This window comes from Klebsiella indica, from assembly GCF_005860775.1.
GTDB classification, from domain to species: Bacteria; Pseudomonadota; Gammaproteobacteria; order Enterobacterales; family Enterobacteriaceae; genus Klebsiella; species Klebsiella indica.
The window spans coordinates 142,441-166,051 of record NZ_VCHQ01000003.1 but is presented as its reverse complement, the minus strand read 5'-3'; the positions used below and the strand labels follow the sequence as shown (position 1 = coordinate 166,051).

Annotated in this window: 21 protein-coding genes; 15 read left to right on the top strand and 6 right to left on the bottom strand. The window is 54.3% G+C overall.

The annotated features are described in order from the left end of the window. Positions 1-3 precede the first annotated feature (3 nt). Both FE839_RS02890 and FE839_RS02885 read right to left on the bottom strand, forming a co-directional pair. On the bottom strand, positions 4-1,386 hold the full coding sequence (locus FE839_RS02890) for an MFS transporter (protein WP_138358943.1): 1,383 nt from the start codon (positions 1,384-1,386) through the stop codon (positions 4-6). Positions 1,387-1,444: 58 nt separating this feature from the next. After that, a complete protein-coding gene (locus FE839_RS02885; protein ID WP_138358941.1) occupies positions 1,445-2,536 on the bottom strand; it encodes a cellulase family glycosylhydrolase in 1,092 nt (363 codons plus the stop codon). Positions 2,537-2,725: 189 nt separating this feature from the next. Between FE839_RS02885 and FE839_RS02880 the strand changes: the two genes are divergently transcribed. Further along, the gene (locus tag FE839_RS02880) at positions 2,726-3,736 is read left to right on the top strand and encodes a LacI family DNA-binding transcriptional regulator (RefSeq protein ID WP_138359027.1); all 1,011 of its coding nucleotides are present in this window, start codon (positions 2,726-2,728) and stop codon (positions 3,734-3,736) included. Positions 3,737-3,788: 52 nt separating this feature from the next. Here the strand turns inward: FE839_RS02880 and fumA are convergent, their stop codons facing one another. Continuing rightward, positions 3,789-5,438, bottom strand: a complete 1,650-nt coding sequence (fumA, locus tag FE839_RS02875) for a class I fumarate hydratase FumA (RefSeq protein ID WP_138358939.1) — start codon at positions 5,436-5,438, stop codon at positions 3,789-3,791. Positions 5,439-5,635: 197 nt separating this feature from the next. Here fumA and manA point away from each other — a divergent pair, with 197 nt between their 5' ends. Next, positions 5,636-6,814, top strand: a complete 1,179-nt coding sequence (gene manA / locus FE839_RS02870; RefSeq protein WP_138358937.1) for a mannose-6-phosphate isomerase — start codon at positions 5,636-5,638, stop codon at positions 6,812-6,814. A gap of 96 nt (positions 6,815-6,910) precedes the next feature. Further along, positions 6,911-8,440, top strand: coding sequence for a YdgA family protein (locus tag FE839_RS02865; RefSeq protein WP_138358935.1), 1,530 nt, complete (start codon positions 6,911-6,913; stop codon positions 8,438-8,440). 25 nt (positions 8,441-8,465) lie between these two features. On the opposite strand, the gene FE839_RS02860 is transcribed toward FE839_RS02865, so the two are convergent. Continuing rightward, positions 8,466-9,494 (bottom strand): Mal regulon transcriptional regulator MalI, encoded by a 1,029-nt coding sequence (locus FE839_RS02860; RefSeq protein WP_138358933.1) that lies wholly within the window; start codon positions 9,492-9,494, stop codon positions 8,466-8,468. Positions 9,495-9,668: 174 nt separating this feature from the next. Between FE839_RS02860 and malX the strand changes: the two genes are divergently transcribed. The 4 genes from malX (at position 9,669) to yedF (ending at position 14,136) form a co-directional block, all read left to right on the top strand. After that, positions 9,669-11,261, top strand: coding sequence for a maltose/glucose-specific PTS transporter subunit IIBC (malX, locus tag FE839_RS02855; protein WP_138358931.1), 1,593 nt, complete (start codon positions 9,669-9,671; stop codon positions 11,259-11,261). Between the two features lie 46 nt (positions 11,262-11,307). Continuing rightward, positions 11,308-12,480: a MalY/PatB family protein gene (locus tag FE839_RS02850; RefSeq protein WP_138359025.1), complete on the top strand. Its 1,173-nt coding sequence runs from the start codon at positions 11,308-11,310 to the stop codon at positions 12,478-12,480. A gap of 214 nt (positions 12,481-12,694) precedes the next feature. Then, a complete protein-coding gene (gene yedE, locus FE839_RS02845; protein WP_138358929.1) occupies positions 12,695-13,906 on the top strand; it encodes a selenium metabolism membrane protein YedE/FdhT in 1,212 nt (403 codons plus the stop codon). Then, positions 13,903-14,136, top strand: a complete 234-nt coding sequence (yedF, locus tag FE839_RS02840) for a sulfurtransferase-like selenium metabolism protein YedF (protein WP_138358927.1) — start codon at positions 13,903-13,905, stop codon at positions 14,134-14,136. The genes yedE and yedF overlap by 4 nt, the downstream gene beginning before the upstream one ends. A gap of 120 nt (positions 14,137-14,256) precedes the next feature. Here yedF and metQ read toward each other — a convergent pair whose 3' ends face one another. Next, a complete protein-coding gene (gene metQ, locus FE839_RS02835) occupies positions 14,257-15,072 on the bottom strand; it encodes a methionine ABC transporter substrate-binding lipoprotein MetQ (RefSeq protein WP_138358925.1) in 816 nt (271 codons plus the stop codon). Between the two features lie 257 nt (positions 15,073-15,329). On the opposite strand from metQ, the gene add reads away from it, so the two are divergent. Next, positions 15,330-16,334, top strand: coding sequence for an adenosine deaminase (gene add / locus FE839_RS02830; protein WP_138358923.1), 1,005 nt, complete (start codon positions 15,330-15,332; stop codon positions 16,332-16,334). Positions 16,335-16,398: 64 nt separating this feature from the next. Here the strand turns inward: add and FE839_RS02825 are convergent, their stop codons facing one another. Then, positions 16,399-17,439: an oxidoreductase gene (locus FE839_RS02825; RefSeq protein ID WP_138358921.1), complete on the bottom strand. Its 1,041-nt coding sequence runs from the start codon at positions 17,437-17,439 to the stop codon at positions 16,399-16,401. A 187-nt stretch (positions 17,440-17,626) separates the two neighbouring features. Here FE839_RS02825 and blr point away from each other — a divergent pair, with 187 nt between their 5' ends. From blr to rsxD, 7 genes are all read left to right on the top strand, one after another. Then, positions 17,627-17,776 carry a division septum protein Blr gene (blr, locus tag FE839_RS02820; protein ID WP_138358919.1) on the top strand — a complete coding sequence of 50 codons (150 nt, stop codon included), beginning with the start codon at positions 17,627-17,629 and terminating at the stop codon, positions 17,774-17,776. 386 nt (positions 17,777-18,162) lie between these two features. Further along, positions 18,163-18,378 (top strand): transcription modulator YdgT, encoded by a 216-nt coding sequence (ydgT, locus tag FE839_RS02815; RefSeq protein ID WP_138358917.1) that lies wholly within the window; start codon positions 18,163-18,165, stop codon positions 18,376-18,378. A 308-nt stretch (positions 18,379-18,686) separates the two neighbouring features. Further along, positions 18,687-19,127: a DUF2569 domain-containing protein gene (locus FE839_RS02810; protein WP_138358915.1), complete on the top strand. Its 441-nt coding sequence runs from the start codon at positions 18,687-18,689 to the stop codon at positions 19,125-19,127. A 77-nt stretch (positions 19,128-19,204) separates the two neighbouring features. Beyond that, entirely contained in the window at positions 19,205-19,786 is a 582-nt protein-coding gene (gene rsxA, locus FE839_RS02805) for an electron transport complex subunit RsxA (RefSeq protein WP_138358913.1), read from the top strand. Beyond that, positions 19,786-20,364, top strand: coding sequence for an electron transport complex subunit RsxB (rsxB, locus tag FE839_RS02800; protein ID WP_138358911.1), 579 nt, complete (start codon positions 19,786-19,788; stop codon positions 20,362-20,364). The genes rsxA and rsxB overlap by 1 nt, the downstream gene beginning before the upstream one ends. Then, on the top strand, positions 20,357-22,555 hold the full coding sequence (gene rsxC, locus FE839_RS02795) for an electron transport complex subunit RsxC (RefSeq protein WP_138358909.1): 2,199 nt from the start codon (positions 20,357-20,359) through the stop codon (positions 22,553-22,555). Before rsxB ends, rsxC begins: the two co-directional genes overlap by 8 nt. After that, on the top strand, positions 22,556-23,608 hold the full coding sequence (gene rsxD, locus FE839_RS02790) for an electron transport complex subunit RsxD (RefSeq protein ID WP_138358907.1): 1,053 nt from the start codon (positions 22,556-22,558) through the stop codon (positions 23,606-23,608). The last annotated feature ends 3 nt before the right edge of the window (positions 23,609-23,611 follow it).

Here is a 23,611-nt window from a genome sequence, read left to right as displayed (position 1 = left end):
ACGTTAGTTTACCGAGGCCGGACGCGCGTCAGCGTTCGGCGCTTCAGCATCAACCTCCGCATTTTGTCGGCGTAGTGCCAGCAGCCGACAGATCTCCGCATGTTTCTCTTCAGTGAAGGTAAAACGGGACATACAAAGCAGGCGAATTAACGACCCGATGGCCGGAAGAAGGCAGATTCCGAAGAACAGTCCGGTGAGTACGCTGTCGCTCTGGCTTTGTGCTTGCGGAATGTAGCCTATCATGGTTAGCCAGATGCCAATCAGGCCGCCGCCGACGGCGACAGACATTTTGCCGGTAAACGTCTGGCCAGAGAAGGTGATGGCCGCACAGCGGCGATGAGTGTGGTATTCGGCGTATTCGATGGTATCAGCAATCATTGATGACGTCAGGATGTTGCTCATCATGACAAACAGTGTACTCAGACCAAGTAGCAGGAACAGTATTGCCACATGCTGGTAACCGATAAACCACATCAGCAAACGAACGAGGATATCCAGCGCGCAAAGGATCATAAACAGGCGGCGTTTCTGCATATGTCGGGTGAGAAGCGGGGCAATCAGGCAGAGCACGGCGGCAACAATTCCCATTATGCCGATCGCCATTTGCAGGCTGGCATCACCCAGGTTATAGATAAAGAAGTAGATGTAAATGCCGTTGGCGACATTGTGAAAAACGCAAAAGAAAAACGACAGCAGAATAATAAACAGTGGCTTATTGCGGCGCAGGTTGCGGAAGGTATCTCGCATTGTGACTTTTTCCGGGCTGGGCGGCACGCGCTCCTTAATCTGCATAAATCCGTTTAGCATCAGCGGCAACCCCACCATCATCATCACCAGTGCGGCCATAAAATAGCCTTTGTCATTGCTGTACTGGGCGAAAAAGGCCGCCAGTTTGGGGAAGAATATATTTGCGCAGGCGATGCCCGCGTTCACCCCAAGCATCGCCGCGGTCACTGCGCGCGTACGCTGGCCGGAGTCGTTAGTCATCACGGATGACATCGACCAGAACGGAATGTCGGAAATAGCGTACAGAGTCCCCCATAAAATATAGGTAACGCCGGCATAGAGGATCTTTGTGGTGAGATCGGCTTCAATTTTGTAAAACGCCAGCAGGGTAACGCCGGTTATCAGCAGCGGGGCGATCAGCAGGAAGTGGCGAAACTTACCGAAGCGGCTGTTGAGCGTGTCCATAATGCTGGCGAAGAGCGGGTCGTGGATCGCATCCCATGCGCGGGCGATCAAAAAGATGGTGCTTGCCGCCAGGGCGGAGATCCCCAGCACGTCAGTATAAAAATAGTTAATAAATGAACCGACTAAGCCAAAACTAAAACACTGGCCTAAACCATAGCCAAAATAGGACCATAATTCACGAGAAGGTATTTTCATGGTGTGTTCCCTCAAGCGCCGACCATTGTAGGGCGGCGCATCTGTAGAGATATTGTTTTTATGCTTTATCTGAAGACAGGCCGATCCGGCTCAGTTTATGCACCAGCGCCATTTCGGCTTTGGAAAACGGAATGCCGTTTTCGTCAAATACATCGTGGAACCACAGACGGCAGTAGTCCGCCGAGTTTTTCATCACCACAGGCCACGGTAGCCAGGTCTGGGTTTTGCCGCGTACGAGTCCCCACTGGTAGGGGGCAACTTTGGCGGCGAACATCAGGGGGAGCTGTTCCTCTATCAGACTGCCAACATGACGTGCCAGCCATTCGGTGCAGAATAGCGGCCGCCCGAGTTGCTGTAGCTGGTGAATAATGGCGACCATCCGGGCAGTATTGGTGTAGGCGTGGAAGCTGATCACATCGGAGAGCGCCAGCGCCGTCTGGTCTAACGGGTGCTGATAGAAAACTTCATTTTCCATTTCTTCAGCTAATTTCCATACGCAGACGGTAAGCGGCTGCGTCGGATCCTCTTCCCGTACCCAACGAAATGCTTCCTGCATGAGCTGCAGGGCGTAATGCTCCAGTTTTTCGTCGTACAGTATTTCGACGGTGCCGGTTGAAAAAATGCCGCGATTGCCCGGTTCGTTATACAGATCCCAGAGCAGCACGCGACGGTCGTCGCGAAACCGGCGCACAATATCACGTAAATAGCGTTCGACTTCCGGCCAGGCGTTACGGTTACAGACGATTTCTCGTCCCGGGCTGGCGGCCGCCTGGCTGTTGTGTTTCCCGGGGACCGGCGCTTTTTGCGGCCCAAGATAGGGTTCATCGCCGGAGAATCCACAGTCGTCCATCAGCGTCAGCATTGTACGAAAGCCGTGTTTATCGGCCAGAGCCAGAAACTGGTCGATACGGGCAATCAATCCATCACGATCATGCTGCCAGACAATAAACGGCAGATTGATGCGCAGGGTGTTATAGCCGACGTTTGCCGCCCATCCGAGCTCACGGTCGATGGTCTGCGTATCGAAAGTGTCTGCCTGCCAGATATCGGTCCAGTTCACCGCCGTTGACGGAAGATAGTTAAAGCCGCATAGCCATCCCTGCTGCGCATACCACGATTGTGCTTCGTCTTGTGTCCACTGCTTTTTCATTGTTGCCTCAGTAGTTGATAATAATTAGCTAATAAATATTAGTTGGTGTAGTAATGAGCAAATCGCGAAATGAAAAAATGCGAAAATGGTCACAATACTGGCGGCATCAAGGTGAAGAAACGTGAGCGAGAGCGCAACTGAGGCAAACTGCGGTTATGATGTTGATTCCATGGGCAAAGGGAAGGGATGATGAAGCGTAAAACGAAAGTGACGATGAACGATATTGCCAGAACCGCAGGCGTTTCTCAGGCCACGGTATCGTTGGTGCTCAATCAGTCACGCAATATTAAACTCAGCGAAGAGACGCGCCAGAGGGTGATCGAAGTGGCGACGGCGCTGGGGTATGCCCGCTTGCCTGCGATCCACTCTCCGCGTAATCAAGAAGAGATCGCGCTGCTGATCGGATCATTGCAAAGCTATGATCCGTTTATTGATGCCATTAGCCAGGCTCGCGAAGCGGCATGGCGCAATGAAATCCTGTTGACGGTATATGAATATGGTGATGATGCGGAGCTGGCGCTCAACATAATCCGCCAACTGGAGAAACGTAACTGTGTGGGGATTATCCTGGCTTCGCCGGTGACCGCCGTTAGCGATATGTCTCAGTTTCGCGATTGTACTGAACTGCCTTTGGTGCTGCTTAACCAGCGGGACCCCGACTCGCCGTTGCTGCCGTCTTTTGTGCCGGATGATTACGCCAACGCCTTCCAGATGACACGCCACCTGATTCATCAGGGCGCACGGCGCGTGGCGCATATTACCGGTGAAGCATGGATGGATGCCACAAAGCAGCGTCTGGCAGGATGGCGTGCGGCGCTGGAGCAGGCGGAAATTACCGTATTGAATGAATGGGTTTGCGAAACTAACTGGCAGTTCAGTGAATCTTATCAGGCGACGCTAAAGCTGTTGGCGCTGGAAACACCACCTGATGCTATTTTTTGCGCCAGTGACTGGCTGACGATTGGATGCTATCAGGCGCTGGCGAAGCAGGGCATAGTAATTCCCGACGATATTCTGGTGGCGGGTTACGACGATCAAAAAATTTCCGAACAGTTGACACCGCCATTAACCAGTATCCAGTTACCTTACAGCGAACTGGGGCGGCTTGCCGTGGAGTATTTGTGTAACGAAGAGGATGCGGCCACCCACGTAACGCTTGCCGGGCGGTTGAAAACGCGGAAATCGAGTTTGCGGGAATAGGGGATAAAGCAGGCCGCCATGTGGCGGCCCTGAGCGTCAGGCTAACCTGACGCTAACGTTGTGAACAACCTGCGCACTGCTTATTCTGGATCTGCTGGAAGAAGTCGTTACCTTTATCGTCTACCAGAATAAAGGCCGGGAAATTTTCCACTTCGATTTTCCAGATGGCTTCCATTCCCAGTTCCGGGTACGCCACGCACGCCAGGCTCTTAATGCTCTGCTGCGCCAGCACCGCTGCCGGGCCGCCGATGCTGCCGAGATAGAAACCGCCGTGTTTATGGCAGGCGTCAGTCACCTGCTGGCTGCGGTTGCCTTTGGCCAGCATCACCATGCTTGCACCGTGCGCCTGAAGCAGGTCCACATAGGAATCCATGCGCCCGGCGGTGGTCGGACCGAGCGAGCCGGAAGCATAACCCTCCGGCGTTTTTGCCGGGCCCGCGTAGTAGATGGGATGGTCTTTTACGTACTGCGGTAGCGCTTCACCGTTATCAATCAGCTCTTTCAGCTTCGCGTGGGCGATATCCCGCGCCACGATAATCGTCCCGCTCAGCGACAGACGCGTCGACACCGGATGGGCGGAAAGCTGGGCCAGAATCTTGCTCATTGGCTGATTGAGATTGATGCTCACCACTTCGCCTTCACCCTGCTGGCGCAGATGTTCGGGAATATACTGGCCCGGATTGCTCTCCAGCTTCTCAATCCAGATCCCCTCACGGTTGATTTTCGCCTTAATATTGCGGTCCGCCGAGCAGGAAACCCCCATGCCCACCGGGCAGGAGGCCCCGTGGCGCGGCAGACGGATGACGCGAATATCGTGCGCGAAATATTTGCCGCCGAACTGTGCGCCGAGGCCGAGATTCTGCGCCTCAAGCAACAGTTCCTGCTCCAGCTGCACATCGCGGAATGCCTGGCCGTGCTCGTTGCCTTCAGTCGGCAGCCCGTCATAATAGTGGGTGGACGCCAGTTTGACCGTTTTCAGGGTCGCTTCCGCCGAGGTGCCGCCAATCACAAAAGCGATATGGTACGGCGGGCAGGCGGCGGTACCCAGCGTGCGCATCTTCTCTACGAGGTAGTTTTTCAGCTTTGCCGGGGTAATCAGCGCCTTCGTTTCCTGATAGAGGTAGGTCTTGTTGGCCGAGCCGCCGCCTTTGGCGATGCACAGAAACCTGTACTCGTCGCCATCAACGCTGTAGAGGTCGATTTGCGCCGGCAGGTTGGTGCCGGTATTGACCTCTTTATACATATCCAGCGGCGCGTTCTGCGAATAGCGCAGGTTGTCCTCGGTATAGGTGTTATAAACCCCCTGCGCCAGGGCGGCCTCATCGCCGCCGCCGGTCCATACGCGCTGGCCTTTCTTGCCCATAATAATCGCGGTGCCGGTATCCTGGCAGGTCGGCAGCACGCCTTTGGCGGCGATATCCGAGTTGCGCAGGAACTGCAGGGCCACGTATTTATCGTTTTCGCTGGCTTGCGGGTCGTTAAGGATATCGGCAACCTGCTGCTGATGAGCGGGACGAAGCATAAAGGAGGCGTCGTGGAAAGCGTGTTGTGCCAGTAGCGTTAGCGCCTGAGGTTCAACTTTCAGAATCTCCTGGCCTGCAAATTCGGCGACGGAGACGTAATCACTGCTGAGAAGATAATACTCGGTATCGTCCTTTTTCAGTGGAAAAGGATCCTGATATACAAATGGTTTATTCGACATTGTGCTCTCACTTACTGCCTGGATGATTATAATTCGGGCAGACACTCCATTTGCCCGTAGAAAAGCGAGTTAGTTGATTTTACACAATTCTTTAACAAAAACTGAGACAAAGACGACTTTTTCTTCTCCCCGGTTGCTTATCGCCCGTTTGCTGGTTTAATAGAGAGAATAATTATCAAGTGGAACAGGGATTGAGAATGCAAAAACTCATCAACTCAGTGCAAAACTACGCCTGGGGAAGTCACACCGCCTTAACCGAACTGTATGGAATTGCCAATCCAGACAACCTGCCGATGGCCGAACTGTGGATGGGAGCGCATCCGAAAAGTAGCTCGCGGATTCTGGATACTACCGGTCACCAGCGTTCGTTGCGCGAAGTGATCAACAGCGACAAAGCGGCCCTGCTCGGCGCTAAAGTGGCTGAGCGCTTCGGTGAACTCCCTTTCCTGTTCAAAGTTCTTTGTGCTTCACAGCCGCTGTCGATTCAGGTTCATCCAAACAAACAAGCTTCAGAGGTGGGATTCGCGAAAGAGAATGCCGCCGGGATCCCGCTTGATGCCGCTGAGCGTAACTATAAAGATCCGAATCACAAGCCGGAGCTGGTTTTCGCCCTGACGCCGTTCCTCGCGATGAACGCCTTCCGCGAATTTGCCGAGATCGTGAACCTGTTGCAGCCAGTGGCCGATGCTCATCCGGCTATTGCCCAGTTCCTCGCACAGCCGGACGAAGAGCATCTACGTAAGCTGTTTGCCGGCCTGCTGAATATGAAAGGCGAACAGAAGACGCATGCGCTAAGCGTCCTGCAGGTCGCGCTGGATAACGAACAGGGCGAGCCGTGGCAGACTATTCGCCTGATTGCCGAATTCTATCCGGACGATAGCGGCCTGTTCTCTCCGCTGTTGCTCAATGTCGTCAGGCTTAATCCGGGTGAGGCGATGTTCCTGTTCGCGGAAACGCCGCACGCCTACCTTCAGGGCGTGGCGCTGGAAGTGATGGCCAATTCAGACAACGTCCTGCGCGCGGGGCTGACGCCAAAGTACATCGATATTCCTGAACTGGTGGCTAACGTCAAATTTGCAGCAAAACCGGCGAACGAGCTGCTGACTCAGCCGGTCTCCCACGGAGCGACGCTGGATTTCCCGATTCCGGTTGATGATTTTGCCTTCTCCCTGCACGATCTGTCAGCACAGGCGACCACTATCGCTCAGGATAGCGCGGCGATTCTGTTCTGCGTTGAGGGTGAAGCGGTTATCACTAAAGGCGAGCAGAGTCTGGCGCTGAAGCCAGGCGAATCGGCCTTCATCGCGTGTAACGAATCGCCAGTGCAGGTGAGCGGCTCCGGGCGTGTGGCGCGCGTGTTCAATAAGCTCCAGTAATATACTGAACTTTTTAGCCACAGTTGCCAGACTTTCCCATCATGACAACACAACCAGGTGGTACCCTCCGCCTGGTTTCATTTATGGATAAATACTATGAAAAAATCGCTGGTCGTAGCAGGAGTTATCATCGCGCTGGGCGTCGTCTGGACAGGCGGAGCCTGGTACACCGGGAAACAGCTGGAAAGCCATATTGCTGCTATGGTGCAGCAGGCTAATGCCCAGTTGCAAAATAGCTTACCGCAGGCAGGCGTGGAGCTGACTTACCAAAACTATCAGCGAGGCCTGTTCAGCAGCCATTTGCAACTGGTGGTTAAACCCATTTCCGGAAAAGAGACCGGCTGGCTCGCCGCCGGGCAATCGCTGCTTTTTGACGACGTTGTCGATCACGGCCCCTTCCCGCTGTCTTCACTCAGAAACGGCAATCTCGTCCCATCAATGGCTGCCGTCAAAACCACGTTAGTCAACAATGACACCAGCAAGGCGCTGTTCAATATTGCGAAAGGCGATACGCCATTCACCATTGATACGCGTATCGCATGGAATGGCGATAATCAGTCCGCAATTGTGCTCAAACCACTGGATTACACCAACGGTGAGGAAAAAGTCACCTTCAGCGGCGGCCAGTTCCAGTTGGATGCCGACCGCGAGGGCAAAACCATCAGTCTGACCGGCGAGGCGGACAGCGGGCAGATCAACGCAGTCAACGAATATAACCAGAAAGTCCAGTTCACCTTTAATAACCTGAAGGCTGATGGCAAGACCCAATTGACCAGTTTCAACGAGCGCATTGGCAAACAAACCCTCGCGCTGGAAAAGATGTCAATTGGCGTTGAAGGCAAAGAGCTGGCGCGGTTTGAAGGAATGAAAATCGATGGCAATTCTTCGCTGACCACCGATGGTAAAGGCATTAATAGTCAACTGGATTACACCGTGAACAGCCTGAAACTGCAAAATCAGGATATCGGTGGCGGCAGGTTAACCGTGAAACTGGACAATATTGATGGCCAGGCTTTCCATCAGTTCAGTCAAAAATACAATGCCGAAGCGCAGGCGCTGATGGCGGACCCGCAACTGGCGCAGAACCGCGATCTGTATAATCAGGCGCTGGTAAAAACGTTTTTAAATTTGCTGCCGATGATGCTCAAAGGCACTCCGTCACTGACCATTTCGCCGCTGAGCTGGCACAATGCGAAAGGCGAAACCACCTTAAACCTTTCGGTTCTGTTGAAAGATCCGTCGCTGATCACCGCGCCGCCGCAAACCCTGGCGGATGAAGTGGATCGTAGCGTTAAGTCCCTCGACGGCAAGCTGGTGATCCCGGTAGCGATGGCGACAGAGTTTATGACCCGAATTGCCGGGCTTGAAGGCTACCAGCCGGCAGACGCCGCCAAACTGGCAGATCAGCAGGTGAAAGGCCTGGCGGCTATGGGGCAGATGTTCCGTATTACCACCATGGAAGATAACGCCATTACCACCAGCCTGCAGTACGCTGATGGCCAGGTGACGCTCAACGGGCAGAAAATGCCGCTGGATGAGTTTGCCGGGATGTTTGGATTAGGGCTTCCGGTATCTGAGCCAGCAGCGCCGCAAGAAGCGGTTCCGCCAGCCGCTTCACAGCAGTAAGCAACGAATAGCCCCTTACGAGGGGCTATTTCCGGGTAACCAGTCGGGGGGACATTATCTGATTTCTGGCCGTTCCCTGCCCCTCTGTCATACGCCGTAAAATACAATCCGCCAGGCTTTTTCCCATTTCACGCGCAGGGGTTATCACCCAGGTCAGCGGCAGATCGTCCAGCGCGGCTTCGGGTAATTCGGCAAATGCCGCCAGCGCGACGCGCTGTTCAAAATAGCTTTCAACACCATCTTCGCCGCTCTGCCGCCCGGCGCGCATCAGGCCAAACCATGCACCGGTAGCAATCACGCTGTTGTAGCATAACACCGCGCTAATCGTTGGATTTTTCCGTAACAGAGCCGTCATCGCTTCTGCCGCCTGCTTCTGGCTCGCATCACACTCAATCACCCATTCGCTATGAAACGGCAGACCATATTTCAGCAAAGTCGCACAGTAGCCGCCTACCCGCTCGGCACGAGTTAAAGATGAACTTTGTCCTCCCAGCCATGCAATGCGCTGATGCCCACGGCGGATCAGATGTTCGGTGACGATTTGAGCCGCCTGCATGTTATCCGGACGGATCAGATCGACATCGTCGAGATAGCTGGCTCGGGAAGCAAATACCAGCGGCATGCCAGCCTCCGCCGCCCGATCGCGCAGTTCCGCGCCCTGGTCAATCGCCCCGGCAATCACAACGCCATCAACGCCTTGCGATACCAGGGTATCAAAACGCTGGAGCATTTTTTCACCACAATGCCCTCCCTGAGTCAGGAAAACCATTTTGCCCTGAGACTCAAGCGCATCGGTCAATCCGGCAGTCATTTCCGCATAGAACGGTTTCGACAGATCGCTGACAATCAGGCCGATAACGCCACTCTGCCCGCCGCGCAGAGATGCCGCCTGCCGGTTACGCACAAAGCCTAATTGCTCAATCGCATGATTGACACGCTCGCCGGTTGCCGACGAGATACGTCCTTTGCCGCTCAGCACCAGCGATACCGTACTGACCGATACCCCCGCCGCCTGCGCGACATCATTAATGGTGATTTTCTTCGCGATAGCCATAACTTCAGGCCGACTCCCTTTGGCTGTCGATAAAACGTTTTATCATCATGCTCTCTTTATAAACCTTATTATCGCTTGAATATGTGATTTTTATCGCACTAAAAAAAGGTAAAACGTTTTATCTTGCCGTCACGTTACCTCCTACCAATAACATAAAGAACCGGGATTCGTGTTATGACGACGAAAACAGCAACCAAAATTACGATGTGGGAATTTTTCCAGCAGTTAGGGAAAACCTTTATGTTGCCCGTGGCGCTCCTCTCCTTTTGCGGGATCATGCTGGGGATCGGCAGCTCTTTAAGTAGCCATGATGTTCTTACTCTCCTGCCATGGCTGGATCTGCCGCTGCTACAGGCGGTGTTTGTGTGGATGAGTAAAATCGGCTCATTCGCCTTCAGCTTTCTGCCCGTGATGTTCTGTATCGCCATTCCATTGGGTCTGGCCCGTGAAAACAAAGGCGTTGCCGCTTTCGCTGGTTTTGTTGGTTATGCCGTCATGAACCTCGCGGTTAACTTCTGGCTGACAGCAAAGGGGATTCTGCCAACCACCGATGCTGCTGTTCTTAAAGCCCATAACATTCAGAATATTATTGGCATTCAATCCATCGACACCGGGATCCTCGGCGCGGTGATCGCCGGGATCATCGTCTGGATGCTGCATGAGCGTTTTCACACTATCCGTCTGCCGGACGCGCTCGCCTTTTTCGGCGGCACCCGTTTTGTGCCGATCATTACCACCGTGGTTCTCGGCTTAATCGGCCTCGTTATTCCTCTTGTATGGCCGGTATTCGCTATGGGCATAAATGCTCTCGGCCGCATTATCAATAGTGCGGGTGATTTTGGCCCGATGATTTTCGGCACCGGGGAACGGTTACTCCTCCCTTTCGGCCTGCACCACATCCTGGTGGCGCTGATTCGTTTTACCGAAGCGGGAGGAACGATGGACGTTTGCGGTCACAGCGTCAGCGGCGCGTTGACTATTTTCCAGGCGCAGCTGAGCTGTCCGACCACCCACGGCTTCTCTGAAAGCGCAACCCGTTTCCTTTCACAAGGAAAAATGCCGGCATTCCTCGGCGGTCTGCCGGGTGCGGCGCTGGCGATGTATCACTGCGCTCGCCCGGAAAACCGCCATAAAATTAAGGGGCTGTTGATTTCCGGCGTCATCGCCTGCGTGGTTGGCGGCACCACTGAACCGCTGGAGTTTTTATTCCTGTTTGTCGCTCCGGTGTTGTACGTTATCCACGCCTTGCTGACCGGTCTTGGCTTCACCATGATGGCTGTCCTCGGGGTTACTATCGGCAACACCGACGGTAACATTATCGACTTTGTGGTCTTCGGCATTCTCCATGGCCTGTCCACCAGGTGGTACATGGTACCGGTTGTCGCGGCAATCTGGTTTGCGGTTTACTACGGCATCTTCCGTTTCGCCATCACCCGCTTTAACCTGAAAACGCCAGGGCGCGATGTTGAAACTCATAGTACATTTGAGAAGGCCGTCACCAGCGTCACCGGAAAATCAGGTTATAACGTTCCGGCAATTCTGGCGGCGCTCGGCGGCGCGGAAAATATCGTTTCTCTCGATAATTGCATTACCCGTCTGCGCCTGTCAGTGAACGATATGAGCAAAGTCGATAGTGCTGCGCTGAAAGCGAATCGCGCTATCGGTGTTGTGCAGCTTAACCAGCACAACCTGCAGGTGGTTATTGGCCCGCAGGTACAGTCTGTGAAAGATGAAATGGCCGTCCTGATGAATACCGTCGAGGCATAAGCTCCGCCCCCTCTGTCATGAGGGGGTGATGATTAAGGAAATTCTGATGTTTGATTTTTCAACACCGGTTGATCGTCATGGAACCTGGTGTACGCAGTGGGATTATGTTGCCGATCGCTTTGGCGCGGCCGATCTGTTGCCGTTTACTATCTCAGATATGGATTTCACCACCGCGCCTTGCATTCTTGATGCCGTCAGCAAACGGCTGGCGCACGGCGTTTTTGGTTATAGCCGCTGGAAAAACGAGGAATTTCTCAACGCGGTGACGCATTGGTTCGCCAGCCGTTTTCATAGCCCAATCGACCGCGAAGTCATTGTTTACGGGCCATCGGTTATCTATATGGTGGCGGAGATGATTCGCCAGTGGTCAGAGATCGGTGACGGTATCGTGGTACACACGCCGGCCTACGACGCCTTTTATAAAACCATCGAAAGCAACCAGCGGCGCCTTGTCCCGGTTCCGCTAACGCGCAATAACAATCAGTGGCACTGCGATATGGCGCAGATGGAACGGGTACTGGCTGAGCCGCGCAATACCGTACTGCTGCTGTGTAGCCCACACAACCCGACCGGCAAGGTGTGGACCGGCGAAGAGCTCGCAATCCTGTCACGGCTGTGTGAAAAGCACGGCGTGAAAGTGATTAGCGACGAGATCCATATGGATATGGTGTGGGACGGGCATCAGCACACGCCGTGGTGCGATGTCGCCCGCAGCCCGTGGGCGCTCTTCACTTCCGGCTCGAAAAGCTTCAATATACCGGCTTTTACTGGCGCATACGGGATGATTGACGATCCCGCCGTGCGTGAAAGCTATCTACATGCGCTTAAAAACCGCGATGGCCTCTCTTCTCCTTCCGTGCCGGCGCTGGTCGCGCATATTGCTGCCTATCGCGAAGGCGCGCCCTGGCTGGATGCCCTGCGTGGATACCTGCAAGAAAATATGCGCTATATCGCCCACCAGCTGAATCAGGCGTTTCCTGAACTGAACTGGCGCCCACCGCAGGCAACTTATCTGGCGTGGATTGATCTGCGGCCGCTGGCCATTGATGACCGCTCCCTGCAAAGAGCGTTAATTGAGGAGCAGAAGGTCGCCATCATGCCCGGCGACACCTACGGAGATGAGGGAAAGGGTTTTGTCCGCCTGAACGCCGGGTGCCCGCGCGCGAAGCTGGAAAAGGGTGTACAAGGGTTGATTGCCGCCCTGCGCGGGTTGCATTAACTGAGGAACGCGGAGACGGTTCAGCGCTTAACTCATCGCGCAAACGGTGATTGATATCAGGGTTTGTAAAGGCCACCAACAACAGTGAGTGGCCTTTGGTATGCGCTTTATTGTTCAATTTGATCCTGTCGAGTGTTTTTAGGCACTAAGCAGCGTATTATCGCATCTCTTCAACCCGCTACGGGTAATACCTTCTGAGTTCAGAGGCATTTTCATGAAATGGCAACAATTCAAACAAACATGGATGATTAAATTCTGGTCACCCGTTCCCGCTGTTATCGCTGCAGGCATTCTCTCCACCTACTACTTCGGCATTACCGGCACCTTCTGGGCCGTGACCGGTGAATTCACCCGCTGGGGCGGGCAATTACTGCAACTGGTCGGCGTGCATAGTGAAGAATGGGGCTACTATAAACTGATTCATCTTGACGGCACACCGCTCACCCGAATCGATGGCATGATGATTATCGGCATGTTTGGCGGCTGTTTCGCCGCCGCACTGTGGGCGAATAACGTTAAGCTACGTTTTCCCCGCAGCCGGATTCGTATTCTTCAGGCCGTCGCTGGCGGGATTATCGCCGGTTTCGGCGCCCGTCTGGCAATGGGCTGCAATCTGGCCGCCTTCTTCACCGGTATTCCGCAATTTTCTCTGCACGCCTGGTTTTTTGCTATCGCGACCGCCATCGGCACCTGGTTCGGCGCTCGCTTTACGCTCCTGCCCGTCTTTCGTATCCCGGTTAAGATGCAGAAAGTGTCGCAAGCGTCACCGCTGACGCAAAAACCTGACCAGGCTCGACGTCGTTTCCGCTACGGGATGGTGGTCTTTTTCGCCATGATCGCCTGGGGGCTGTTGACTGCGGCTAACCACCCCAAACTCGGTATGGCGCTGTTGTTTGGCGTAGGATTCGGGCTGCTTATCGAACGGGCGCAAATTTGTTTTACTTCCGCCTTCCGCGACATGTGGATCACCGGTCGCACCAATATGGCGAAAGCGATTATTTTCGGTATGGCCGCCAGCGCTATCGGTATCTTCAGCTACGTGCAACTGGGTATGGAACCGAAAATTATGTGGGCGGGGCCGAATGCGGTTATCGGCGGTCTGTTATTTGGTTTCGGCATTGTGCTGGCAGGCGGTTGCGAAACCGGCTGGATGTATCGTGCGGTAGAGGGCCAGGTGCATTACTGGTGGGTTGGTCTGGGCAACGTTATCGGATCAACTATCCTCGCATACTACTGGGACGGACTCTCTCCGGCGCTGGCCACGCACTGGGATAAAGTCAACCTTCTGGCGGCCTTTGGCCCTTTCGGCGGCCTGCTGGTGACCTATCTTTTGTTACTGATCGCGCTGATACTGGTTATCGTCTGGGAAAAGCGTTTTTTCCGCCGGAAACCCTTTGCCACAACGGCCATTAAGGAGACAGCATGAAAACTTTCGTTCCTGATTATCGCCTTGATATGGTTGGCGAACCCTGCCCTTATCCGGCTATCGCCACCCTTGAAGCCTTGCCTTCATTAAAGAAAGGCGAGATTCTGGAAGTGGTCAGCGACTGTCCCCAGTCGATTAACAATATTCCGCTGGATGCGAAAAATCACGGCTATACGGTACTTGATATTCAACAGGACGGGCCAACCATCCGCTATTTGATTCAAAAATAGCGATAAAAAGCCGGTAGCGAGCTACCGGCTTCAGATTGCTAAAAAAGTGTCTTTTTCTGTAATTTCCCGGCAGCGCTTCGCTTGCCGGGCCGACAAAAAATCCTGTATTTAACCTTAACGCTACCAGCCTTTAACCGCATCGCCTTTGTACAGTGTTTCTGCAGCGGTTGCGACTTCATCGCTTTGATAGGCTTTAACCAGATTTTTCACTTTTTCGCTGTCTTTATTTTCGATCCGGCTGGCAAAAATATTCACATAAGGTGAATCTTTACTTTCAACAATCAGACCGTTACGCGACGGCGATAACCCCACCTGACTGGAAAAAGTGGTGTTAATAATCGCCAGCGTTATCTGCTTATCGTCCAGCGAACGAGTGAGCTGCGGCGCTTCGATCTCGATGATTTTTAGCTTTTTCGGGTTGCTAATGATATCCAGCGACGTTGGCAACAGCCCTACGCCATCCTTAAGCTTTATAAGCCCCTGTTTTTGCAAAAGAAGCAGTGAACGCCCGAGATTGGTGGGATCGTTCGGCACCGCGACCTGCGCACCATCCGGCAGTTGCGCGATCGCGCTGATTTTCTTCGAGTAGGCAGCTATCGGATAAACGAATGTCCTGCCGACCGGAACCAGCTTATAACCGCGCTCCTGAATCTGTTTGTCGAGATAGGGCTTGTGCTGGAAAGCGTTGACATCCAGATCGCCATTGTTGAGCGCCTCGTTGGGCTGAACGAAATCAGTAAAGGTCACCACCTCAACGTCGAGGTTGTACTTCTCTTTCGCCACCTTCTGCGCCACCGCCCATACATCCTGGTCAACGCCAGCCATGATGCCGACTTTGATATGATTAGGGTCCTGCTCTCCCGGTTTGCAGGCAGCCAACAGCAGCGTACTGGCTACAACCAGCGGTACCGCGAATTTCTTTAACGTGAAAATCATATTCCCAGAGTCCTTTTTAAAATAGCCCGCTACTCAGCGCGGGGAAAAATAGCACTGGAGACTATAGAAAATTTGACAGGCAAAATTAAATACGGATTGACTATGATTAATAGCGTTTTGCTATGAACAATTTCCTTGCCAGAATAATTTTCATCCTGGCTATCCGCGCCACCGCCGGCATACAGATAACGTGAAGTATGACGACGATATGACTCTGATGTACAATGGTGCGCACTTTAACTAAAAAGAGTGCGCCCATGATTGATTTAACTTTGCCATTAACCGACATCCATCGCCACCTTGATGGCAATATCCGGGCCCAAACCATCCTCGATCTTGGCCGTCAGTTTAACCTGCCTCTTCCGGCAACCACTCTCGACACACTGCGTCCACATGTACAGGTCACCAGCAATGAGCCTGACCTGGTCAGCTTTCTCTCTAAGCTTGACTGGGGGGTGAAAGTGCTGGCCTCTCTGGAAGCCTGCCGCCGCGTCGCTTATGAAAACCTCGAAGATGCCGCGCAAAACGGCCTGCATTATGTCGAACTCCGCTTCTCTCCACGCTATATGGCAATGACCCACCAGCTCCCGGTAGCGGGCGTTGTGGAAGCGGTGATCGCTGGCGTAAAAGAAGGCAGCCGCGACTTTAACGTCGAAGCGCGGCTGATCGGTATCCTGAGCCGCACCTTCGGTGAAGCGGCCTGTCAGGAAGAACTGGAAGCCCTGCTCGCCCATCGTGAAGGCATTACCGCCCTTGATCTGGCCGGGGATGAACTCGGCTTCCCTGGACATCGGTTTATCGACCACTTTAGCCGCGCGCGTGATGCAGGCTGGCGTATCACCGTACATGCGGGCGAAGCGGCTGGACCGGAAAGCATCTGGCAGGCAATTCGCGAACTCGGTGCGGAACGTATTGGTCACGGCGTAAAGGCGGTGCAGGATCCGGCGCTGATGGATTTTCTTGCCGCACAGAGAATCGGTATTGAGTCCTGCCTGACGTCAAATATTCAGACCAGCACCGTGCCATCGCTGGCTCAGCATCCGCTGAAAACCTTCCTGGAACAGGGTGTACTGGCCTGTATTAACACCGATGATCCCGCCGTTCAGGGCGTCGATATTATCCACGAATATACCGTCGCTGCCCCGGCTGCCGGGCTGAGTCAGGAGCAGATTCGCCAGGCGCAGATCAATGGCCTGGAACTGGCGTTTTTAAGCCAGCAAGAAAAAAACGCGCTCATTGCGCACGTACGGCAAAGCGCATAGTCGCGCCATTCCCCGTTCCTGGACGGGGAATGCGCTTTTCAGGAGCGAGAGGCACGCCGTACCGTTAATTCAGGCACAGCGTCGCCCGGTGCCTTGCCGACTCCAGCCCAAGTTCTATCAACTCCATTATCTGGATAGCCTGACTCGCCGGGACCGGATTATCACCTACGCCATTAAGGGCGTCGCGAATGGCGGCATAATATGCGGGATAATTTCCCGGCTGCGTGAGCCACGACGCTTCGGTTCGCTCTTCACCGTCTACCCGAGTCAATACCCCATCGCGCATATCGTATCCCCAGTCCTCTTGCGGCAGGCGTTCACCGCTTTTCAGCCGCGCCTCCTGCGGGTCGAGGCCATATTTAACATAGCTTCCCCGTGAGCCATGAATAATATAACGAGCCGTTTCCGCCGCTGCCAGCAACGTGCCGTGCAGCACCACACGGCGCTGTGGATAAGCTAACACGGCATGAAAATAGTCGGTGGACTGGGAGCCCGGCCGCAATTGCGCCAGATCGACGCTCAAGCTGACCGGCAGGCCAAAGAGATTAATCGCCTGATCGAGGAGGTGCGGGCCAAGATCGTACCAGATACCGCTACCTGGCCCGCCTTGTTCGCGCCAGCGATTACGCACCTGCGGACGATAGCGATCAAAATGCGATTCAAAATAGCCGATTTCACCGAGTAAACCGTCATTAATCAGCGCCTTCACCGTGAGAAAATCGCTATCCCAGCGACGATTATGGAAGACGGACAGCAGCCGCCCTGTAGCTTTCGCAATAACCTCAAGCTCACGAGCTTGTGACAGTGTCACGGTAAAAGGCTTATCCACCACAACGTGCTTCCCCGCTTCCAGCGCGGCTCTGGCCAGCGGAAAATGGGTATCGTTTGGCGTAGGAATAACCAGTAGATCCAGCGTTGGGTCGTGAAAAAGTTGCGCTGGCTGCGACACCACCTTCACCATCGGCCAGTCAGCCAGAACCTTGCTTTCATCACTGCTGGAAATCGCTGCCAGCGTCATTCCCGGTGTACCGCTGATCAGTGGCGCATGAAAAGTTTTACTTGCATAACCGTAACCGATTAATCCCACCCGAATAGCATCACTCATTTCTCGGCCCCTTTATCGAAAGATAATTTTGTCACCATAACCTCCGCATCAGCCAGCTCCTGCCGACGGGTTAGACTAATTGCAATTGCTCACCTTTACGCCAGTTGTGCAACAATAATCCGCTAACACTTGCGTTGTTTCAGTCATTTAGTACCATTCTGGTCTGGTTCACTGCTGTTGTAGAGTTATGGAAAACGTTTTTAATCGTATTGTAGAACTTATTGGCTGGATTGTTTTGGGCGTTTCATCCTTGCTTTTAGTTATTGCTCACCATATTGATAACTACCAATCTCCGCCTGCCGTTGATGCTGCCCGGACAACGCCGTTAGCGAAATAAAGCCGTTCCGCTTCGCCGCCGGGCAATCGCTTCAGAAACGGACTGTCCGGCGGCGTGCTTAATGGTGACAACAGCGGTATACGCCGTTCAACAACCAAACCTGGCGCGCAAATGGAAAAAGCGTTTTTTGCGACCAAAACGTTATTGCCAGCCGAGGCGAACAGCGTTAATCTTCTCTTCCAGGCGCCACCCGGCGCCTGATTCAGTTCTGGAATATTCTTAAATTTCTTTTTACCAGGCCAGAAACATCATCTGTTCTTGTCATAGGTATTTACAACCGAAATAATTCCATACAGTCAGCCCGAAAAGGAACTGCTGGTTGAGAACAGGTTTACTAAGAATTGGTATATTCTACTTTTTATTCCCATTATAAAATGGATACGCAAATGACCGTTCAGGACTACTTATTAAAATTCCGTAAAATCAGTTCACTGGAAAGTCTGGAAAAACTTTTTGACCATCTCAACTATTCCCTTACCGACAGTGAAGAGATCGTCAACATGTATCGCGCCGCCGATCATCGTCGGGCGGAGCTGGTTTCCGGCGGTAAATTGTTCAACATAGGCGAAGTCCCTAAATCCGTCTGGCGCTACGTGCAATAAAAGACGGTAATCATTCATGCCCGTTGCTTATACTTTCCGTCCGGCGTTTTATTTACATTGACTAAATAATTTACCTTTGCGGACAAAAAATACGCAGGCGCTTTTTAAACAACGCGGTGCACCCCAAAAACGAGAAGGGCATCACCGGCCGAACGGCATGATAAATCAGCCGGAAGCGGATTAAACACGACTTGCGGCGGCCCGAAGGGCGAAACCCATGGATGGGGTGAATAACCGTAATCAAGAAACACCACACCCCGCAACCCGAAGTATGGCGGGAATCATTTGCATTGAATTCAGGAGTCACAATGTCCTCGCACTCTGCGGAACGTATTGGCGGATGGCTACTTGCGCCGCTGGCATGGCTACTGGTTGCCTTACTTAGCGCCTCATTATCATTGCTTATTTTTGCTCATGCGCTGATCTCTTCTCAGACTTATGCATTACTGAGCGATATGAGTAGCGGACATCTTGCGCTGTGGATTGCATCGCTGATATTCGCCGCTGCCATGTGGTATTATACGCTGTGGCTGACCATTGCCTTCTTCAAACGGCGGAAAATTGTGCCAAAACACTATATCATCTGGTTACTGATAACCCTGTTGCTGGCGATAAAAGCTTTCGCTTTCTCTCCGGTGACGGATACTCTGGCGCTGCGCCAGCTACTGTTCCCCCTGCTTGCGGCGGCGCTGCTGGCGCCTTACTTCAGGCGCTCCCGGCGCGTTAAGCGAACCTTTGTGAATCCGTAATAACCACACAGTTAACCTATTGTCGCCGGTATTGATTTATTCGATAATAGCGGGCTATTTCTATTTCAGGTCGAATGATGGCTGATTATTTACTGCTCTTTATTGGCACTGTCCTTGTTAACAACTTCGTGCTGGTGAAGTTCCTTGGATTGTGCCCGTTTATGGGGGTTTCCAAAAAACTGGAAACCGCGATGGGGATGGGTCTCGCCACCACATTTGTGATGACCCTGGCCTCGATTTGCGCCTGGCTGATCGATACCTGGATCCTTATCCCGCTCGACCTGATCTACTTGCGCACGCTGGCTTTTATCCTCGTCATCGCCGTCGTGGTGCAGTTCACCGAGATGGTGGTACGCAAAACCAGCCCGGCACTGTATCGCCTGTTAGGCATTTTCTTGCCGCTAATCACCACCAACTGTGCGGTGCTTGGCGTTGCGCTGTTAAACATTAACCTTGGACATAATTTCCTGCAATCAGCGCTGTACGGCTTCGCTGCCGCGGTAGGCTTTTCATTGGTGATGGTGCTGTTCGCCGCCATTCGCGAACGTCTGGTGGTTGCGGATGTTCCGGCCCCCTTTCGCGGCAATGCGATTGCATTGATTACCGCCGGTTTAATGTCTCTGGCATTTATGGGCTTTAGTGGTTTGGTGAAGTTGTAATGAACGCTGTCTGGATAGCCGTGATCGCGCTTAGCCTGCTTGGTCTGATTTTCGGCTTAATTCTGGGATACGCCTCACGCCGTTTCGCGGTGGAAGATGACCCGGTGGTTGAAAAAATCGATGCGTTGCTCCCGCAGAGCCAGTGTGGTCAGTGCGGTTACCCTGGCTGCCGCCCCTACGCGGAGGCCGTTGGCACCCAGGGAGAGAAAATTAACTGTTGCGCACCCGGCGGCGAAGCGGTGATGCTCAAAATCGCCGAACTGCTGAACGTTGACCCGCAACCCATTGATGGCGATGAACAAGAGTCAGCGCCTGCCCGAATGCTGGCAGTAATCGACGAAGCGAACTGCATCGGCTGCACGAAATGCATTCAGGCCTGTCCTGTCGACGCCATTGTCGGCGCGACCCGCGCCATGCATACGGTGATGAGCGACATCTGCACCGGGTGTAATCTTTGCGTGGCCCCTTGTCCGACGCAATGTATCGAATTGCGCCCGGTTGCCGCGATGACAGCAAGCTGGAAATGGGATCTTCAAACCATTCCGGTACGCAATATTCCTGTGGAACAACATGTTTAAGTTATTTTCCGCTTTTCGCAAAGACAACATCTGGGATTTCAACGGCGGCATTCATCCGCCTGAAATGAAAACCCAGTCCAACGGTACGCCGCTGCGCCAGGTTCCTCTGCCGCAGCGTTTTGTCATTCCGTTGAAACAACATATTGGCGATGAAGGGGTTCTGTGCGTACAGCCCGGCGATCGTGTGCTGCGCGGCCAACCATTGACGCGCGGCTGGGGCAAAATGCTGCCCGTTCACGCCCCGACCTCCGGTACGGTGACGGCTATCGCGCCCCACTCGACCGCCCATCCTTCTGCGCTGGCGGAGATGAGCGTCATTATTGATGCCGACGGCGAAGATCGCTGGATTGAACGCGACGGCTGGAGTGATTACCAGAATAGATCCCGTGAAGAGCTGATTGAGCGCATTCATCAGTTCGGCGTCGCCGGTCTGGGCGGCGCCGGTTTCCCGACCGGATCGAAGCTGCGCGGTGGCGGCGATAAAATTGAGACATTAATTATCAACGCCGCCGAGTGCGAGCCCTATATCACCGCCGATGATCGCCTGATGCAGGACTGTGCGGCGCAGATTGTTGAAGGTATCCGCATCCTTGCCCATATCCTGCAACCGCGTCAGGTGCTGATCGGTATTGAGGATAATAAACCGCAGGCGATTTCAATGCTGCGGGCGGTACTGGCCAACACGCATGGTATTTCACTGCGCGTGATCCCGACAAAATACCCCTCCGGCGGCGCGAAACAACTGACGCAAATTCTGACCGGGAAACAGGTACCTCACGGTGGCCGCTCCTCCGATATCGGCGTGTTAATGCAAAACGTCGGCACGGCCTATGCGGTAAAACGCGCGGTGGTGGACGGTGAACCGCTGACAGAACGCGTTGTAACGCTCACTGGTGAAGCGGTTGCGCGTCCGGGTAACGTCTGGGCGCGTCTCGGTACCCCGGTCAGCCATCTGCTAAAAGACGCCGGTTTCTGTCCCGGCACTGAACAAATGGTCATTATGGGCGGCCCGTTAATGGGCTTTACCCTGCCCTGGCTCGATGTGCCGGTGGTAAAAATCACCAACTGCCTGCTCGCGCCATCGGCCAGCGAAATGGGTGAAGCGGCGGAGGAAAAAGGCTGCATCCGTTGCAGCGCTTGCGCTGACGCCTGCCCGGCCGATCTCCTGCCGCAGCAATTATACTGGTTCAGTAAAGGCCAGCAGCACGACAAAGCCATCAGCCACAATCTGCAAGACTGCATTGAGTGCGGCGCCTGCGCCTGGGTATGCCCGAGTAATATCCCGCTGGTACAGTATTTCCGTCAGGAGAAAGCCGAGATCAGCGCCATTGCGCAAGAAGAGAAGCGCGCAGCGGAAGCAAAAGCGCGCTTCGAAGCGCGACAGGCGCGTCTGGAGCGAGATAAAGCAGCGCGTCTGGCGCGTCATAAGCAAGCAGCCGTACAACCGGCAGCCAAAGATCAGGATGCCATCAATGCCGCCCTCGCCCGCGTGCGCGACAAGCAGCGTGATGCTGCGCAGCCGATAGTGGTGCAGCCAGGTGCAAAACCGGATAACAGTGAAGCTATCGCCGCGCGTGAAGCCCGTAAGGCCGAGGCTCGCGCCCGCAAGGCGGCGCAGCTGACGGCTGCGGCTGAACCCGCCGCAACCGAACTGCCCGCTGCCGACGTTGACCCGCGTAAAGCCGCCATCGAAGCCGCCATTGCCCGGGCGAAGACGCGTAAAGTAGCGCAGCAGACCGAGGCGGCTGAGCCTGCTGCAACCGAACCGCCCGCTGCTGACGTTGACCCGCGTAAAGCCGTCGTCGAAGCCGCCATTGCCCGCGCTAAAGCGCGTAAAGCAGCGCAGCAGGCCGAGGCGGCTGAGCCCACCGCAGCTGAACCGCCCGCTGCTGACGTTGACCCGCGTAAAGCCGCCGTCGAAGCCGCCATTGCCCGCGCTAAAGCGCGTAAAGCAGCGCAGCAGGCCGAGCTAACTGAGCCCGCCGCAACCGAACCGCCCGCTGCCGACGTTGATCCGCGCAAAGCCGCCGTCGAGGCCGCCATTGCCCGGGCGAAGGCGCGTAAAGCAGGGCAACAAAATGCAGTTCCCACGTCGGCAGCCAATGACGACGCCCGTAAAGCGGCAGTCGCTGAAGCAATCGCCCGCGTTCAGGCCCGGAAAGCATCCCGGCAGGCAGTTAACGAGGATTAAATGGTTTTCAGAATCGCAAGTTCCCCTTATACCCACAATCAGCGCCAGACTTCCCGCATTATGCTGCTGGTGCTGCTCGCCACCGTACCTGGTATTGTGGTTCAGACCTGGTTTTTCGGCTGGGGCACGGTATTACAAATTATCCTCGCCGCTTTAACGGCCTGGGGCGCCGAAGCCGCCATCCTCAGGCTGCGTAAACAAAATATTCCCGCGATCCTTGCTGACAATTCAGCGCTGCTGACCGGTCTGCTGCTGGCGATCAGTATCCCACCCTTTACCCCATGGTGGATGATTATCTTAGGTACAGCCTTCGCAGTGATTATTGCCAAACAATTGTACGGCGGTTTGGGTCATAACCCATTTAACCCGGCGATGATTGGCTATGTAGTGCTGCTGATCTCCTTCCCCGTACAGATGACATCCTGGCTCCCGCCGCACGAGATCGCCGCGACTATTCCGGGCTTCCGTGATGCACTGCATATTATTTTTACCGGGAGCACCACCACGGGCGGCGATATCAATAGCCTGCGGATCGACATTGACGGCATCAGCCAGGCGACGCCGCTGGATACCTTTAAAACGTCGCTGCATGCGGGTCATCAGGTAAAAGAGATCCTGCAATATCCTATTTATGGCGGTGCACTGGCTGGCCTCGGCTGGCAATGGGTCAATGTGGCCTGGCTGGCGGGCGGCGTGTTCCTGCTTTGGCAGAAGGCCATCCGCTGGCATATTCCGCTGAGCTTCCTGCTAAGCCTTACCGTTTGCGCCACATTGGGATGGTTATTTTCACCGGATAGCCTCGCCTCGCCGCAGATTCATCTGTTGTCCGGCGCGACCATGCTGGGCGCATTCTTTATCCTGACCGACCCGGTGACAGCCTCCACCACCAATCGGGGACGTCTGATTTTTGGCGCCCTGGCAGGGCTTTTGGTATGGTTGATTCGCAGCTTTGGCGGTTATCCTGACGGTGTGGCCTTTGCCGTGCTGCTGGCGAATATTACCGTTCCGTTGATCGATCACTACACGCGCCCGCGCGTGTACGGCCACCGCTGAGGA